Annotated in this window: 21 protein-coding genes; 17 read left to right on the top strand and 4 right to left on the bottom strand. The window is 43.0% G+C overall.

Features of this window, described 5'->3' with window-relative positions; translation table 11 throughout:
- The first annotated feature begins 283 nt into the window (after positions 1–283).
- The 16 genes from AC4E8B_RS24380 (at position 284) to AC4E8B_RS24305 (ending at position 12,343) form a co-directional block, all read left to right on the top strand.
- Complete coding sequence (locus AC4E8B_RS24380) at positions 284–466, top strand: DUF6366 family protein (RefSeq protein ID WP_490216134.1); 183 nt, start codon at positions 284–286, stop codon at positions 464–466.
- A gap of 320 nt (positions 467–786) precedes the next feature.
- On the top strand, positions 787–1,179 hold the full coding sequence (locus AC4E8B_RS24375) for a hypothetical protein (RefSeq protein WP_490216133.1): 393 nt from the start codon (positions 787–789) through the stop codon (positions 1,177–1,179).
- A 16-nt stretch (positions 1,180–1,195) separates the two neighbouring features.
- Positions 1,196–2,041 carry an SDR family oxidoreductase gene (locus AC4E8B_RS24370; RefSeq protein ID WP_490216132.1) on the top strand — a complete coding sequence of 282 codons (846 nt, stop codon included), beginning with the start codon at positions 1,196–1,198 and terminating at the stop codon, positions 2,039–2,041.
- 156 nt (positions 2,042–2,197) lie between these two features.
- On the top strand, positions 2,198–2,623 hold the full coding sequence (locus AC4E8B_RS24365; protein WP_490216131.1) for a VOC family protein: 426 nt from the start codon (positions 2,198–2,200) through the stop codon (positions 2,621–2,623).
- An 82-nt stretch (positions 2,624–2,705) separates the two neighbouring features.
- Positions 2,706–3,374 (top strand): Type 1 glutamine amidotransferase-like domain-containing protein, encoded by a 669-nt coding sequence (locus tag AC4E8B_RS24360; protein WP_490216130.1) that lies wholly within the window; start codon positions 2,706–2,708, stop codon positions 3,372–3,374.
- Between the two features lie 232 nt (positions 3,375–3,606).
- Entirely contained in the window at positions 3,607–3,951 is a 345-nt protein-coding gene (locus AC4E8B_RS24355) for a PadR family transcriptional regulator (protein ID WP_490216129.1), read from the top strand.
- Positions 3,948–4,289 (top strand): DUF1048 domain-containing protein, encoded by a 342-nt coding sequence (locus AC4E8B_RS24350; protein WP_490216128.1) that lies wholly within the window; start codon positions 3,948–3,950, stop codon positions 4,287–4,289. The genes AC4E8B_RS24355 and AC4E8B_RS24350 overlap by 4 nt, the downstream gene beginning before the upstream one ends.
- A 464-nt stretch (positions 4,290–4,753) precedes the next feature.
- Positions 4,754–5,467, top strand: a complete 714-nt coding sequence (locus tag AC4E8B_RS24345; RefSeq protein ID WP_490216127.1) for a hypothetical protein — start codon at positions 4,754–4,756, stop codon at positions 5,465–5,467.
- 364 nt (positions 5,468–5,831) lie between these two features.
- Positions 5,832–6,605, top strand: a complete 774-nt coding sequence (locus tag AC4E8B_RS24340; protein ID WP_490216126.1) for a PAS domain S-box protein — start codon at positions 5,832–5,834, stop codon at positions 6,603–6,605.
- A 134-nt stretch (positions 6,606–6,739) separates the two neighbouring features.
- Entirely contained in the window at positions 6,740–7,120 is a 381-nt protein-coding gene (locus tag AC4E8B_RS24335; protein ID WP_490216125.1) for a VOC family protein, read from the top strand.
- Between the two features lie 378 nt (positions 7,121–7,498).
- The gene (locus tag AC4E8B_RS24330; protein WP_490216124.1) at positions 7,499–9,181 is read left to right on the top strand and encodes a methyl-accepting chemotaxis protein; all 1,683 of its coding nucleotides are present in this window, start codon (positions 7,499–7,501) and stop codon (positions 9,179–9,181) included.
- Between the two features lie 247 nt (positions 9,182–9,428).
- Positions 9,429–9,797, top strand: coding sequence for a DUF2089 domain-containing protein (locus tag AC4E8B_RS24325; protein WP_490216123.1), 369 nt, complete (start codon positions 9,429–9,431; stop codon positions 9,795–9,797).
- A gap of 3 nt (positions 9,798–9,800) precedes the next feature.
- Positions 9,801–10,190 (top strand): SHOCT-like domain-containing protein, encoded by a 390-nt coding sequence (locus AC4E8B_RS24320; RefSeq protein WP_490216122.1) that lies wholly within the window; start codon positions 9,801–9,803, stop codon positions 10,188–10,190.
- Positions 10,191–10,192: 2 nt separating this feature from the next.
- Positions 10,193–10,462 carry a hypothetical protein gene (locus AC4E8B_RS24315; RefSeq protein ID WP_490216121.1) on the top strand — a complete coding sequence of 90 codons (270 nt, stop codon included), beginning with the start codon at positions 10,193–10,195 and terminating at the stop codon, positions 10,460–10,462.
- Positions 10,463–10,691: 229 nt separating this feature from the next.
- Positions 10,692–12,101, top strand: coding sequence for an MFS transporter (locus AC4E8B_RS24310; protein WP_490219880.1), 1,410 nt, complete (start codon positions 10,692–10,694; stop codon positions 12,099–12,101).
- Positions 12,102–12,175: 74 nt separating this feature from the next.
- Positions 12,176–12,343 (top strand): hypothetical protein, encoded by a 168-nt coding sequence (locus AC4E8B_RS24305; RefSeq protein ID WP_490216120.1) that lies wholly within the window; start codon positions 12,176–12,178, stop codon positions 12,341–12,343.
- Between the two features lie 100 nt (positions 12,344–12,443).
- On the opposite strand, the gene AC4E8B_RS24300 is transcribed toward AC4E8B_RS24305, so the two are convergent.
- Both AC4E8B_RS24300 and AC4E8B_RS24295 read right to left on the bottom strand, forming a co-directional pair.
- Complete coding sequence (locus AC4E8B_RS24300; protein ID WP_490216119.1) at positions 12,444–12,800, bottom strand: DUF5661 family protein; 357 nt, start codon at positions 12,798–12,800, stop codon at positions 12,444–12,446.
- 117 nt (positions 12,801–12,917) lie between these two features.
- Positions 12,918–13,673, bottom strand: a complete 756-nt coding sequence (locus AC4E8B_RS24295) for an SDR family oxidoreductase (RefSeq protein ID WP_490216118.1) — start codon at positions 13,671–13,673, stop codon at positions 12,918–12,920.
- A gap of 96 nt (positions 13,674–13,769) precedes the next feature.
- Here AC4E8B_RS24295 and AC4E8B_RS24290 point away from each other — a divergent pair, with 96 nt between their 5' ends.
- Entirely contained in the window at positions 13,770–14,339 is a 570-nt protein-coding gene (locus AC4E8B_RS24290; RefSeq protein ID WP_490216117.1) for an MEDS domain-containing protein, read from the top strand.
- Between the two features lie 61 nt (positions 14,340–14,400).
- Here the strand turns inward: AC4E8B_RS24290 and AC4E8B_RS24285 are convergent, their stop codons facing one another.
- On the bottom strand, positions 14,401–14,832 hold the full coding sequence (locus tag AC4E8B_RS24285; protein WP_490216116.1) for an NUDIX hydrolase: 432 nt from the start codon (positions 14,830–14,832) through the stop codon (positions 14,401–14,403).
- A gap of 175 nt (positions 14,833–15,007) precedes the next feature.
- On the bottom strand, positions 15,008–15,565 hold the full coding sequence (locus AC4E8B_RS24280; RefSeq protein ID WP_490216115.1) for an MEDS domain-containing protein: 558 nt from the start codon (positions 15,563–15,565) through the stop codon (positions 15,008–15,010).
- Positions 15,566–15,620 lie beyond the last annotated feature (55 nt).

The raw sequence follows: 15,620 nt of genomic DNA, 5'->3' as shown, positions 1-15,620 counted from the left end.
GGAGTATGTTCAGTTATGGCTTGATGGGTAGGGTGCATCTCCTCTGTAGGACAAGAAGAAGCAGTTGAAAGCGTATTCTGGTTTTTAGGTAAAGTAAATAAAGATAGGATGTTGCGCGGTATTTATTTTGGATCCTATTAAAAAGAAGACAGAAGTTAAATGGGCAGGAATCGGTTTAGCATTCGGCGCAGGGTTGGGGCGATACTGGGAATTATGTCGTACAACCAGCAATGACTCGGCTGAAAATAAAAAATACATAGAAAGCATATAGGGAGAGAGGACAATGTCTGAGAAAGAACGAGAACGGCTAAAGACAAAAGAACAGCAGAAAAATCCGGGAGCTGCTTTAAATAATTCTTTGACTCAAGCTGTGACAGGTACACCCGGCAAGGGCTGCCTGGTTAATGTGATCTCTATCCTGATAATCGCGGGGTTTATTTTTTTAGTAAGAGGCTGCTCTAACTGATAGAAAGGAGTGTCTAAAATGGGCATAGCGAGAATCCTTATAATAGCTATAATGGCAGGCATATACTCGGGGATATTGGATGATTTTCAATATCGTTACGGATTTAATTCCATTCTTAGTCATATGATCTTAATAGTCCTAACTTTTGCCACTGGCTTTCTTTTGTATAAAACAGCAAAAAAAGTGAACTAAAGGGGCTCACCTTTATTTCGGTTTAAATCCTGCTGAACCCGCAATAATCACCCTCAAACTTTAATTAGAATCCACTTAATTTTCCCTTTCAATTACGGCATTATGCAGAAGGAGGTACGGCCCTGCTTATGAGTTTAACTAACTTTCAGATTCTTGATGTGTCAAAGGACCAGATTGGAAGATACGTTAAATTAAATGTTGAACTGCCTGATGGTGACAGTGTAATCCGATGGGGACTGGATGAGTTTACATACAGGCAAATAAAAGAGGTTGTATCTAAGAAGTATTTTGATTCACTTGCAATCGACTATCAGTATGAAATGGTACCCTATGTTTGGACATACAAAGAAAACCTAAAGGAGCCGCCCAGTTACAGAGGTGCAATCAGGTGTATTCAGGGAAATCGTGCAGCAAGGATCGAGTTCCCTGGTTCGTCGAAGTTTGCGGGAAATATGGAATGGTTCAGGAAAGAAGTGAACGGAGTGTCAGACTTGAAGCATTTGTTTTGGGAGAATTATTAAAGGGTGGAGAAATAAGGTGAGTATTCTCGTAACAGGATTTAATGGCAAAGTCGGGTTTGAGGTGGCAAGAAAGTTAAGAGAAAAAGAGATCCCCTTCAAATGCGCTGTAAGAAACGTGGAAAGAGCTAAGCGCGAGTTTGGAGAGGGGTATGAGTTTACTGCGCTCGATTTTGCAGATCCAGGGACATTTGAGAACGCATTGCATCAGATTGATAAAATTTTTTTGATTTACCCGCCTGGAGACAAGATTGAGTTTGAAGAATTTCTGCGGATGGCCAAGGGTAAGGGTATCAGCCATATCGTCTATTTGTCTGTTAAAGATGTTCAGTTCCTGCCGTTCATCCATCATTTTAAAAATGAGAAACTGCTAAAAAAGCTGGGAGTCCCTTATACGTTTATCCGTGCCGGTTATTTTATGCAAAATTTAAATGACTTTCTCTTGGACGAATTGAAAGAAAGACAGCGTATTTTTGTGCCTGCCGGGAAGGGGAAAACCAGCTTTGTAGATACAAGGGATCTTGCCGAGGTTGCTGTACACGCTTTTCAAGAGCCAAAAAGACATGAAAATAGGAAGTATGTCATCACGGGAGACGAAGCCCCAGATTTTTATCAGGTCGCAAATATCATGAGCGAAGAACTGGGATTTCCGGTTCAGTACACTAATCCCTCCGTAAAAGAATTTAAAGAATTCATGCTGAAAAAAGGTGTGGATAAAGCATTCGTCAATGTTGTCATCGGCATTCACTTCCCCACCAAAATGGGGTTGGCCAAAGGAATTACGCATGAATATGAAGAGATCACAGGCAGGAAGCCGACAAACATTCGTACATACATTAAAGATTATAAAGGTAAATGGATTTAGGCTGGTGATTATTTTACTGCTTGGTGAATAGGGGCAGGGACCTGACAGGCAGCCTTTTAGAAAATTAACAATTTTTAAGGCAGGTATTTTTGACAGGCTATTGAATTATAAGAATGGTGATTCTGCCAATTAAATTAAGGTAAAGAGGTGTGCTTGATGATTAAAGCGATGTATCCGTACTTAGTAATGAATGGAAACGGGCAAGAGGCAGTGACTTTCTATAAAGATGCTTTAAATGCAGAGGTGATTTCCGTCCAAACGTTTGGCGATATGCCTGACAACCCGGAATTTCCCTCCCCGCCTGAAGTAAAGGAGCGTGTAATGAATGCTCACCTGAAGGTAGGGAATATGGATTTGATGCTTTCTGACACTTTTCCTGGACAGCCTTACCAAATAGGCTCTCAGGTGACGATCGCTCTTATGATAGATGAGTTAGAACAGACGAAGGAAATATTCGCTAAGCTTCAGGATGGCGGGCAAGTGGACATGCCGCTTCAAGAGACTTTCTGGAGTCCGTTATATGGACAGGTAAGTGATAAATTTGGTGTGAAGTGGCAGGTTTCTGCAGCGGCTAAGGAATAACTCATTGGGGACCGGGATTATATAGGGTGGGATGGACATCCTATCCCTGCGTCCCGGAAAATAAGCGGCAAGGAGAGAGTTTATGAAATTTCTGCTTACTTCTGCAGGCGTTAATAACACAAGCATACACGAAGCACTAGTTGATATGCTGGGTAAGCCGATCTCTGACTCCACCGCACTGTGCATCCCAACCGCAATGTACGGACACCCCTGGGTCGGCCCCGGCGTCAAAGCCTGGGAGTTCATCAGCGGAAGCCCCGATAATCCCATGGTCAATCTGGGCTGGAAGTCGGTCGGTGTGCTGGAGCTTACAGCGCTCCCAAGCATCAGTGAGGACCGATGGGTGCCGCTGGTCCGTGAGACGGACGTCCTGCTGGTGTCGGGGGGCGATGCCCTCTACCTGAACCACTGGATGAGGCAGTCCGGGCTGGCAGACCTCTTGCCGTCCCTGCAGGCAGTCTATGTGGGAATGAGTGCCGGGAGCATGGTGATGGCACCTAACATCGGAGAATACTTCATTGGCTGGAATCCGCCCAGCGGCGGTGATGCCGCGCTGGGATTGGTCGAATTTTCAATGTTTCCGCACCTGGATCATGAGCTGCTGCCGGAAAACACCATTGCTGCCGCAGAAAAATGGGCCGCCGAAATACAGGGGCCCGCGTATGCTATGGACGATCAAACGGCAATCAAAGTGATTGACGGAGCAGTAGAAGTTGTCTCTGAAGGGCAGTGGAAGCTTTTTTCCAAATGAGTTGACCCCTGCAGTAAAGATTTGCTTCCTATAATGAATAGAGTCCAGTATTCTCGATCAGCTGCCGGCAAGGCGGCTTTTTTTCTTTGTGAAAAAATGGGCAGCAAACAGCTTTTTCGCCCTTGACAGAGCATGCTACTCTGCACTACTATATAGTTAGTAATAAGTATTACTGAATACCGGTTATACAGAGTACTGAGAATACAAGTAAGAAACAACGGGGGTAAGACATTTGGAAAATATAACGGAAATGCTGAAAGGAGTTCTTGAAGGCTGTGTGCTTGAAATCATCAGCCGAGGTGAAACCTACGGTTACGAAATCACGCAGCAGCTCCGTCAGCTCGGCTTTACTGATGTGGTGGAAGGTACTGTATATACCATTACCATGCGGCTGGAGAAAAACAACCTGGTGGACATAGAGAAGAAGCCTTCCACTTTGGGACCGCCGAGGAAGTTTTACACCCTTAACGCAGCAGGCCAGGAGAAACTCAGGGTCTTCTGGGGGAAATGGGATTTTGTATCGGGGAAAATTGATGAACTTAAAACTAACCCAATCAAAAAGGAGAATGCAAAATGAGTATTTTTGAAAAAATCATCGGCAGCCTGGATGACAAGCGGGAATGGAAAGCAATGGAGGCACGCGCTAAGGCACTTCCAAGCGAGTACGCTGACGCTTATAAAGCAATCCAAAAATATATGTGGACAGCTGGAGGCGGTCCGGCCGAATGGAAGGACACCAACCGCATCTTCACCGGCATCCTCGATCTCTTTGAGGAAGGGGCAGCGGAAGGCAAGAAGGTCACAGATCTGACGGGCAAAAATGTGGCTGCTTTCTGTGATGAATTAGTGAAGGATGAGAAAACCTGGGTGGATAAATACCGCCAGAAGCTGAATGATGCCATTGGGCGCGGATAAAGGAGAAAACCACTGAACAGCCAGGTGAGCATGGCTGTTCAGTGGTTTTTTTGTTATGTTAATCTAATTTAATGCCAGGAAGGTCTATAAAAAGGTATTGGGGTATGAAAAAGGGTGGAATCTGACCAAATGAGGCCCTTCCAGGGTGTCTAAGCCGGTAATTCGGTTAATTGGCCTAATAATCTACCAACTTTGAGATTTATTTAACCAATTTACTCAATAATCTACCGACTTCTCATTATATTCTACCAAGTGGCCTCATATGGTTAATTAGAGTCCATCAGCAAACTGCCTCAACGCCATTCCTGAATATTTTTGGCTTCCAGTCCAGTCTGACACTATATTCAGCTGCCGATCCGGCAGCTTTTTCTTTATAACCGCCCAACTAAGTAAAAATAGATGTTACCATGGAACGATAGTGCTCTGTTGCTCCGTATTAGAAGATAGGAAAAGGAGGGGGACCGGTGAAGAATACAGCCAAGCAATCTATATTGATGGCGATCATGGCCATTCTATTAAACGGATGCTATCAAAAGGAAATACAATATTATTCAAATTCGGATATTGCTGAGTTTCAAGAAACTAAAAATCGTGTTCAAAAAGGGGACTATCAGCTGTCCGTAGCAGATGATCAATTAATTATAGACAGCAACAAGAAAAAGTTCGAGATTTCTTTACCTGAACATCACAGCGGCATTCAAAGTTTTCATTTTTCATATGATAAACGGTATTTAGCTTATGATGTTGTCATGGGTAACGGCGTCAAAATTTTTGTCGTTGACTTGGAAAAGGGTGAAAAGGTCAATGTGTCAGAAACGATCGGTTATAAGTATGACTACAATGGCTACCAATCATCCTGTGGAATTGCCTGGGCTCCTGACCAAAATATAATCGCCTTTATCGGTGGATATAATGATTCAGCCCGAATAAATATTTATCACTTTGGTATGGATGAGGAGCTTCAGGCTCCTGCGGGCTCACTCATTTTTGATGATATATATGGTGTCAAATGGGATAGTACAGGAGAATCCATTTATTATACTGCTGATTCACTTGAGAATGAAGATATGTATGCACTTTATCAGACTGAAATCGAATCAGGTAGTAGGTTAATAGGCGGACCAGTAAAACTCATTACTGAAATGGGAGAGAAAAACCTTAACCAGTGGCTAAATTAAATTATCAGGGGGCTCCTTATTTCTGCAGCTGGGTTGTTCAGCATAATATTGGGAAACAGACGTGGACATAACAAGAGGCAAGAATCTTGGCCAAAACGATAGGTGTTGGTTGGATTTTTTGCAATGCTTATGTGGGTGTAGTGGAATGCGGGTTAAAAGCGGCATACCTTATTCATCGAAGGAAATGGCAAAACAAGTGGGGGACCTTTTAGATAGAATCAAATAGATCTATCGCATACAGCAATAAAGAGGTCCCTTCTCCTCCTGGAGGCTTATTTGCTGTTAAAGCCTGTTGATGAACAGAGGTACTCCTCTTCTATAAAACAAATTGTTAGGTTACCCTTTAGATTAAGGAGTGAAAAGAATGAGTGAGAATATTGAAGGAATTGATTACAAAGAAGTAATTGAATATGCTCTAGATCCGCTGATTGTCCATTCACAGCTTAAAATCATTTATATTAATAAGGCAGCAGAGGATTTCTTTAGAGCCTCCAGGGATGAGGTAATCGGGGCCAGTCCCTTAGATATTTTCAAAGAAACCTCTAAACCCGCCATAACCCAAAGAATATCCGGCGCTTATAGTAAGCCAGCGGAGATTATCGAGGAAACAATATACAGGATGGATGGAACCCCGGTTGATGCTGAGTTATATTGCCACCCAATTAAGATAGGGGAGACAATGGCCATCCAAACGTATGTAAAAGATATCACGGAGAAAAAACAACAGGAAATAGCCCGGCGCGAAATGAATATGTACATAAATGAACTGGCGTCCCAGGCTGTCCCGCTCTTAGATGGGATTGCTGTCCTGCCGTTGTTGGGCGCAGTAAATCCTGATAGGGCAAAACAACTCCTGGATTTAGTGCCGGTCAATGTTCAAAAGCAAGGAATCAGCCATTTGATTATAGATTGTTCAGGCATCTATAGAATTGATCATTTAGTGATTGACTCCCTTTTTAAAATCAACAATGTACTAACATTACTAGGGGTAACATGTATTCTGACTGGTGTCAGGCCCCAATTGGCTGCAGAGGCAGTTACACTTGGCATTAATCTGAACAACATAATCACTTTTACTAATGTTAAGGATGCCTTATACTTTCTCGGAGTAAATAGTAAAACAAGTATATCTCAATAAAAATAGCAGGCCAGTTCACCCAGAGGATTAGCGGCCTTTTTATTTAGTTAAGCTGGCGGAAGGGGGAGGATTTTCCTTTCCATCTAGCGAAATTTAAAGATGTAGAGTATAAAGGCAGGGGAGTGGAAAGTACAATGATCAGTAAAGTTGGGCAGATTATGCTGTATGTTAATAATCAGGATGAGTCTGTACATTTTTGGACAGAAAAGCTTGGATTCAATGTGGTTGCTGAAGAAGATAATGGCCAGGGACTGAGGTGGATTGAAATCGCTCCAAAAGAGGGTACTGAAACAACCATCATCCTTCACAATAAGGAATTCGTTGCCAAAATGTCTCCCGGACTAAATCTTGATACACCCTCTTTAATGTTTTTTTCGGAGGATATACAGCAATTGCGCAGCGAGCTATCCAATAAAAATGTCAAAGTCGGCGAAATGGTCGACACACCTTCAGGCAAAGTATTTAACTTTGCAGACCATGAAGAAAATTATTTTGCTGTTATGGAGAAAAAGTAAAAGGAATGAGGGATACAGGAGATACAATCATTATATTCAGCTCGGTCCCACTCCTTTTGCATTCGATTTTAAGCAGCATTTGATGGAGCAAAAGGGAAATGCTTAGTCCCATTAAAGAATAATACCTCCTGTAGCACTTTTTTGTGATGTATTAAGTGTTTTTCAAGACTATAATTACTAAAATGATGATAATAAAAAGAGTCAATTACCCTTTAAAAAAACAAAAAAGGGATGATTGGCTTTTTTTTTTATGAAACGCACTGAGTGTCTAACTCTTTACTGTGCGCATATGGAATTATTTACATATGAAGTGTATACAAGACTCGTACGATATATGTCTTGAAGACTGTCATAACATAGGACCCTGAGGTGAAGCGAATGAAAAGCATCAAGCATAAGCTGCTGTTGATTAACCTGATCATTGTGGCAATGATACTAGTATTAAGCGGTACTACTTACTTATCCATACTTAATTCTAACAAAAACGTTCAGAATATTGTGGAAGATGAGGTGCCATTGTTAATTGCCGATGAAAAACTGGCCTTTAATATTTCCCAGCGGATAGCACTGGCCCGCGGCTACTTGCTCTATCCGGAAGATAAATCCTTTAAAGAATCATTCATGACTTATACGGAGAAAAGTAAGTCCCTGCAAGAGGGAATCCTCAATAGAGGAGCTTCAGAAGAGGCGAAAGCTTTAATCAATAAAAGTGTGGAATGGAGAACAATAGTTACTGATGAAATTTTTCCTGAAATAGAGAATGGGAATATAGATAAAGCCAGCCAAATAATGAAAGAGAGGGCACAGCCTCTTGGAAGAGAAATTATGGCTGGATTTGAAAAACTGTCCACTCATAGAGAAGGACTGATTGTGAAGAATGGAGATTCTGTTCTGCAAACGCTGGATACAGTGAATATTTCAGTCCTTATCATTTCAGCTATCGTCACGATAACGGCCATTGTTTTATCCATCTGGAGTGCTCAATCCATTACCAAGCCAATAAACGCTGTGATGAGACGGATGCAGCAAATTGCTTCCGGAGACTTGCAATCTGCTGACCTGGAAACAAAGTCAAAGGACGAAATTGCTCAGCTCATGGAAGCTGCCAACAGCATGAGCAGCCAATTAAGCAGCATTATGCATAGCTTGGTACAATCAAGTGAAATTGTAACAGATCAGAGCAAGTCGCTTGCGACTTCCTCAAACGAAGTTAAAGAAGGAAGCTTTCAAATTGCGCAGACGATGGAGGAGCTGGCATCCGGCGCGCAGGATCAGGCCCAGGACTCGGCTGCCCTTGCTGAATCAGTAACCGGGTTTATCCAGCGAATGGCAGAAACGAATCAGGCTGGGAATGAAGTAAGGGGCATAACAGAAAAAGTAAGAACATCAACAGAAAAAGGCAACCAATTAATGATTCAGTCTGAACAAAAGATGATGGAGATTGAAGCAGTTGTCGAACAGTCTGTTAATCGGGTAAAAGGGTTAAATGAAAAAGTTAATAATATTACTAACCTGATAAATGTCATTACAGGAATTGCTGAACAAACGAACCTGCTCGCCTTGAATGCTGCTATTGAAGCGGCGAGGGCCGGTGAATCCGGCAAAGGCTTTGCTGTTGTGGCTGCTGAGGTTAGAAACCTGGCAGAAGATGTGAAGCACAGTGTATCAGATATCACCTCCATCATTTATGAAGTGCAGCATGAGGCGGTTAATGTAAGCAGCACTTTGACAACTGGCTTTGAGGCTGTACAAAGTGGAACACAGCAAATTAAAGAAACATCGGAAACATTTAAGACAATCTCTGCTCTGATAGATAATATGGCAAATGGAGTAGCTGTCATCTCCAATGACCTGGAAGTACTATCGGATAAAGGCAATCATATGAACATGGCGATCTCAAGTATCGCCAGTGTGTCAGAAGAAGCAGCTGCGGGTATTGAAGAAACTACTGCTTCCACAGAACAGACATCAAGTTTGATGGAGCAAATATTAGAAAGTGCAGAATATCTGGCTCAGCAATCTGAACAATTAAATAAGATTACAGGTCAATTTAAGATATAAACTCAGCAAAAAAGAGGATATTCCATGAGGGATATCCTCTTTTGATTTTTGTAGACCGAAGGTGGCAGACAGATTCTCCATGCAGTTTGAGTTTCGCTTGATGTATTTATTAATGATATTGAATTATTTAATCATATTATTCAATTGTTGAATAATAAACCTGATGATTATAAAAAATGTTAAATTCTTATTTAATAATTCAAATATATGGTGTATGATGTGATTAACTGAAAGAGAGGAGAACAGTATGGCGTATCCTTTACTTACTAATTGTCCTGTTTGCACAAATGCGCTGACGATCACCAAGCTGCAATGCAGCCATTGCCAAACCACCGTAGAAAATGAATTTGAGGTTTCCAAACTGGCGGCTCTCGGTCAGGAACAGCTGCAATTTATTGAGATTTTCCTTAAATGCCGCGGAAATATCAAAGAGGTGGAAAAGGAGCTCGGCATCTCCTATCCGACTGTCAGAGGGAAGCTGGATGACATTATCTCTGCGCTCGGATACTCGACCCAAAAGAAGCCCGAACCGGATAAGAAAAAGATTGTATCGATGCTTGAGAAAGGCGAAATTACAGCAGAAAAAGCCATTCAGTTATTAAAGGAGGGAGAATAGATCATGAAGGATGAAATCTCAAGGGTCTTAACGCTGGTGGAGGAAGGAAAGATTGACAAGGATAAGGCAAGTGAGCTGATCAATGTCCTGCAGGGCAAAGATCAGCCAGAGCTGATGACAGTGAAAAAAGAGGTCCCTTACGGAAATAAAATGCTGAAGATCCGCGTGAACTCTAAAGAAGGCGATAATGTAAATGTGAACTTGCCGATCAACCTGGTCAAGGCAGTCCTGAGAGTAGGGACCAATATCGCTGAAAGAATTCCTGAGGCAGCAAAATATGTGAAGGATATCAATATCGACCTGCTCATTGAAGCCATTGAAAACGAACTGGACGGACAAATCGTTGACATTATCTCAGCCAATGGTGATAAAGTGCTCGTGGTGATCGAGTAGATATGTTAAAGGTCAAGGTGAAAGTAAAAGATAAAAAATTCTCCATTCCCGTGCCTTATGCCCTTTTGAACGTGGCCGGCCTGGTCATTACATCCAAAAGGATGATACGCTTCATCAATAAAGCCATTGAAAAAGACGGAATCAAATTTGTCTTCCCTGAAATTGACAGAAAAGATCTGAAGCCGCTGCTGGAGGCCATTTCCGATTACAGAGGGGTTACCCTTGTTGACACGAAATTGAAGGACGGCACTGAGGTAGTGGTGAAGCTTTAAGAGACATTTATCATTTTGTTTTTGCGGCTGCCGGACAGGCGGCTTTTTTCTTTTTTTATAAAATTTATCCTGACAGCCGTACCTGTTTTCTAGTATTCCTATGTTTTAACCCCCAATTAAAGGGAAAAAACCTACTAAGCTAGTTAGTTAGACAGTTTTAGGAGGGGGAAATGTGAAGAAACAGAAAGAGACGCTAGAGGCAAAGGATATTGCCGTTGTGGACAGTTCGGTGGCGAAGAAGTCCATGATCGGCACTTCCATCGGGAATGCGATGGAATGGTTTGATTTTGGTATTTATTCATTTTTAGCAGTTACGATGGGGAAGGTGTTTTTTCCAGAGATTGACCCATCTTTTCAATTAATATATGCATTTGCTACTTTTGCAGTAGCCTTTATCGCAAGGCCTATCGGCGGGATGTTCTTCGGGATCCTGGGTGACCGGATAGGCAGGAAGAATGTGCTGGCCATTACGATGATCCTGATGGCGGCTTCCACGCTCAGCATCGGCTTGATCCCAGGCTTTGCAGCGATCGGTATCACCGCACAGATTTTACTATTATCGGCAAGGCTTGTGCAAGGTTTTTCTACAGGCGGGGAATACGCCGGGGCTATGACCTACATTACCGAAACGACTCCTGATAAAAAGCGCAGCTTCATGGCCAGCGGCCTTGAGGTTGGAACACTGGTCGGCTTTATTGCCGGCGCCGGGCTCGTTACGCTGCTGACCTTTATGCTTGGCAGTGAGGCAATGACGGCATGGGGGTGGAGGATTCCGTTCTTCATTGCCGCTCCGCTTGGAATCATCGGGTTCTATTTCCGTAATCATTTAGGTGAAACGCCGGCATTTGAGGCGATGAATGAAACGATTAAAGAAAAGAAAGAAAGTGCATCGCTAAAAGAGATTTTTGCAGAGCACTGGAAAGCATTGCTGACTTGTACGGCGATCGTTATATTCTATAATGTCATGAGCTATACTGTTCTTACGTATATGCCGTCATATATGTCTGAAGAGCTGGGATACAGTGAAGGAAAGGGGCTCTTGATGCTTGTGCTGGTCATGGCCGTCATGATCCCGCTGGTATTGGCGATGGGGCATTTAAGCGATAAGTTTGGCCGGAACCGTGTCCTGAAAGCGGGCTTGATTGGCGCTGTTATTCTGAGCATCCCGGCGTTCATGCTCGTCCGTTCCGGCAGCACCTATGGCGCTTTCTTCGGGCTGCTGATCCTCGGAATGCTGCTGACGACTATGCAGGGCTCACTGCCGGCAACACTGCCGTCGCTGTTTTATACGAAAGTGCGCTACGGGGCACTGGCTATCACGTATAATACAGCAACGTCCCTGTTCGGAGGAACAACACCGCTGCTGGTCGCATGGCTGGTGAGCGTCACTGGCAACAATATGGTGCCAGCTTATTACCTGATGGGCATGTGCCTGTTCGGCATCATCATCGTCACCCTGTTTGTCAGGGAGACGGCAGGAAAATCGCTTCGCGGTTCTGCACCGGTTGTTGAGCATCAGAGCGAAGTGAAGGAAGTCCTTAAGAATCCGGAGAGGGCCTACTGGTGGAAAAATGAAGGAAGAGCCAGGAAAGGTGCTTTGGGTAAAGGATTGTTGGCCGGATTATTGAATAAACATTAAAAAAGGTGCCTGACTCTAAACGCATATAAGCTGCGCTGGCAGAGTCAGGCACCTTTTATAATGAAGGAGGGTGTATGGTGAAAACTATTTCTATGCGATTGGTATTTATTATAGCAGGTGCTTTGCTCGGAGGGCTCATTCTCTATTTTGGAGACGGGGAATTTCCAATGGGTGTTCTGGCCGGCTTTGTGCTCAGCGCAGTGATTATCCTTGTTTTAGCTGTTTATAAAAAAAGGAAGTGAGATAAGGGGGGCTGGCCAAATTTTCATAGGAGACTGAAAAGAAAACAGCTCCTCCTTCTCATAAAACTCGAAAAAGTGCCTTGCCCCAAGGATAGACACCTCACTTATTCCAATATGCCTTCGCTTCTTTCTCCAGCACCTTTAACCGCTTATAGTAATCAGGAAACTCATTGAGATGGGCAAGGGCGATTTTTCCTGTGAGGAGAGGATCATCGCCTGTCACATTCGTTTGGCTGGAAATTTTTCCGTGTTCCAGCTCTGTATTCACACCGACCCAAAACTCATTCAGATCAAATCTGCTTGCATGAAAATCAATCCCGAGCAGTAAAGCGATTGCAGCTGCTTCTTCTTGGGAAAAAGATTTTTCCCTGGCAGCAGGATGTGAATAAGAATATCGCACATCATGCCTATAGCCGTTGATGAAACGGTTATAGTAAGGGTGATTAAGATAGTACATACACATCGCTCCTAAAAGGCAATTTACGTTAGATTATTCAAGATTATTCCTTTTAAGAGCGGGAGGTGTCAGTCCCTGTTATATTATCGTAAATGGAAGTGGGCAGGCGCTGCAGAATCATCCCCGAATGAACCCGCCTTCCGAATGGATGATCTGTCCGGTTATCCATCCAGCGTCTTCGCTTGCCAGAAAGGCGATAAGCTGTGCTGCGTCATCTGGTGTGCCAATCCGTCCCATCGGAAATTTCGGCAGGAGAACATTCCGTATGTCATCTGTCATCCACGTCGAGTCGGTTGGACCTGGATTGACAGCATTGACGGTAATCCCAAGTGGTGCAAGCTCTTGCGCTAATGATCTCGTAAAGGCAGAAATGGCGCCTTTGGTCGCTGCATAGGCCAGCTCACCAGGCATCGGCCCTAAATCCTGTCCGGATGTAATATTGATGATTCTGCCTGATGGTGAATCAGATCCTTTAAACCGGCGGGCGAATTCAGCACAAAGGAGGAAGGCAGACCTCATATTAACCGCGTAATGAAGGTCAAGACTGCTGGCATCTAACTTTTCGAAATCAGTATTTACAGAGTGTGCGGCATTATTAACCAAGATAGAAGGCCGCCCCAATTTGCATATAATCTCTTCAAATATGGCAAATGCCGCATTAACATCCGATAAATCGGCCATCATTGCCTCGCAGTGTACACCACTATCGGCAATTTCCTTTTGGAATTGTTTGATCCACTCAGCGTCAGAATGATAGTGTGTAAAAAAGATATCAATTTTTTGTGAAGCCAGCTTGCGGCAAATTGCTGCCCCAATTTCATTTTGGCTGCTCGCACCTGTAACAAGGGCGATTTTCCTTTGAGAATGATTCATTATTTAACCCCCGATTAATAAGATTGCAAATTTTTGTATTATAAAATAGCGGTATGTTATGCTTTGGTTAAGCAGTCAGGAAAAGGGGTTATACAGATGAAAGAAAGAATTGTGGAACTAACGTCGGCCAGGAAAGATGCTCATATATTTTATTCTTCCCACCAGCAGGATCATTATCTGAACTCGCTGGCAGATTATATTGTCGCCGGCATCGAGCAGGGGGACCATATTATTCTGATCGAGAATGACCGGATTTTCTCGCTGCTGAAAGAGAAGCTGAAGCCGCTTTTGCATACTGAACAATTTGGCCAGGTTCTTCATATTAATAATTTTGATTATTACTTCTCAAGCGGCAGTTTTAATCCGCCGTACATATTCGAATATCTTGATAATGTCCTGAAACCCTATAATGAGCATAATATTTCCTTCAGAACCTGGGCGCATGTCGAGTGGCGCGATCAGGAGGGTATCCTGGAAATCCTGGAGGAGTTTGAGAATGAAGCTGACAGGCTGGTGAAAGAAAATTCCTTGATGCTCGTTTGTGCATATGATCACGAAAGGGTTCCTGAATCCCTTCATACTGCGCTAATGAAATGCCATGAATTCGTTATGACCGAAGATAGTATCATCCCTTCTGATTTATATGCCGGAACGGAATCAGCGTGATCCATTTACTTCACGCGTTGGAAGAGGAAGGACTCCATCAAAGCGGTGGAGTCTTTCCTTTTTAAAATTCAATATAAAATGGCTGCAATTTCTCATCAAGGCAGTACTCAATCCGTTGTTTGAAGTTCAAAAAGTCCACCATTTCCAAGGCCTGCTCTATCGGAAAAAAGCCGACTTCCAGGCTTTCTGGCGAAGTCGTTAATTTTCCTCCGACTGGCCGCGCCAAAAACAGCGTGTTGCATATGGAGCGGCTGACGTTTTGGAATAAACCGCAGAATTTCAGTATTTCCACATCAATGCCAGTTTCCTCTCTCGTTTCCCTGATGGCTGCCTCCTTCAAGGATTCGCCTTCTTCAACTTGTCCGCCAGGCATTTCCCAGCCTCTTCTCGGGCCCCTGATCAACAGGACATGATTATGTTCATTGACGACAATTGTGGCAGCTGAAACGATATGCTTGGGCGGTGAATAAACTGTTTGTGCATTTTGAAGCATTTGGCTTCCACATCCCTGTTTTTTAGTCTGAAAATTCAATAAAATTAGTGTATCATATAGTTCTGAATTTGAAAATCGGCCAGTTTATTGGTAGATAAGATGAGGGAGACAGTAAAAAACTCGCTTCCTGCGTGCCAGGGAAGCGAGTTTTATAAATACGTGTATGATGTATCCCTCATTGGGATATATGAATCACTTCTTTATCATTCATAATTACCCCATGGCAATCCTGCAGTATTTTCTGGAAGGAACTGGTTACTCGCTCCTCATTATAAACACAAACAGATACGATTCCTTTACCTTTTAGGTGTTTATGAAGTTCCTGCTCATATTTTGCTATGCTGTCGCAGCTTTCCTGGTCTTCCCGCCATTCAATAAGTCCCCAGGTACTGATTGAGGCACTTTTTTGCAGTTGGGTTTCAGTGTTTTTTATAAATTGATTGACAACTGTCTCCGGATGGAAATTACCGTGGGTATAGTAAAAATCAAAATTATTTATAACTTGTAAGTACGATAATTCTTCGGCGGTTAATTCCTTTTCAAGCCGGTTTTTGATCTGGCGTATATGCCGGTCATTTTCAAGTAGAAGAATATAATCACCGTTTTTTATGCCTGCCACAATAAAAGAAACTGCATTGGTGATATAGTTTTCTTCATTATTATAGAGGTAGCAAATATGCCCCCCATTATTTGCTTTACAATTTTTATACAAATCGACAATCAAACTATCCATATAATCCCCCTCAATCTCAGATGTATGTATATTAAAACTTTATTTCTCTTAGGCA

This window comes from Bacillus sp. SRL543 (genome assembly GCF_984799205.1).
The sequence above is the reverse complement of the archived record's forward strand: the minus strand, read 5'-3'. Positions and strand labels throughout refer to the sequence as shown.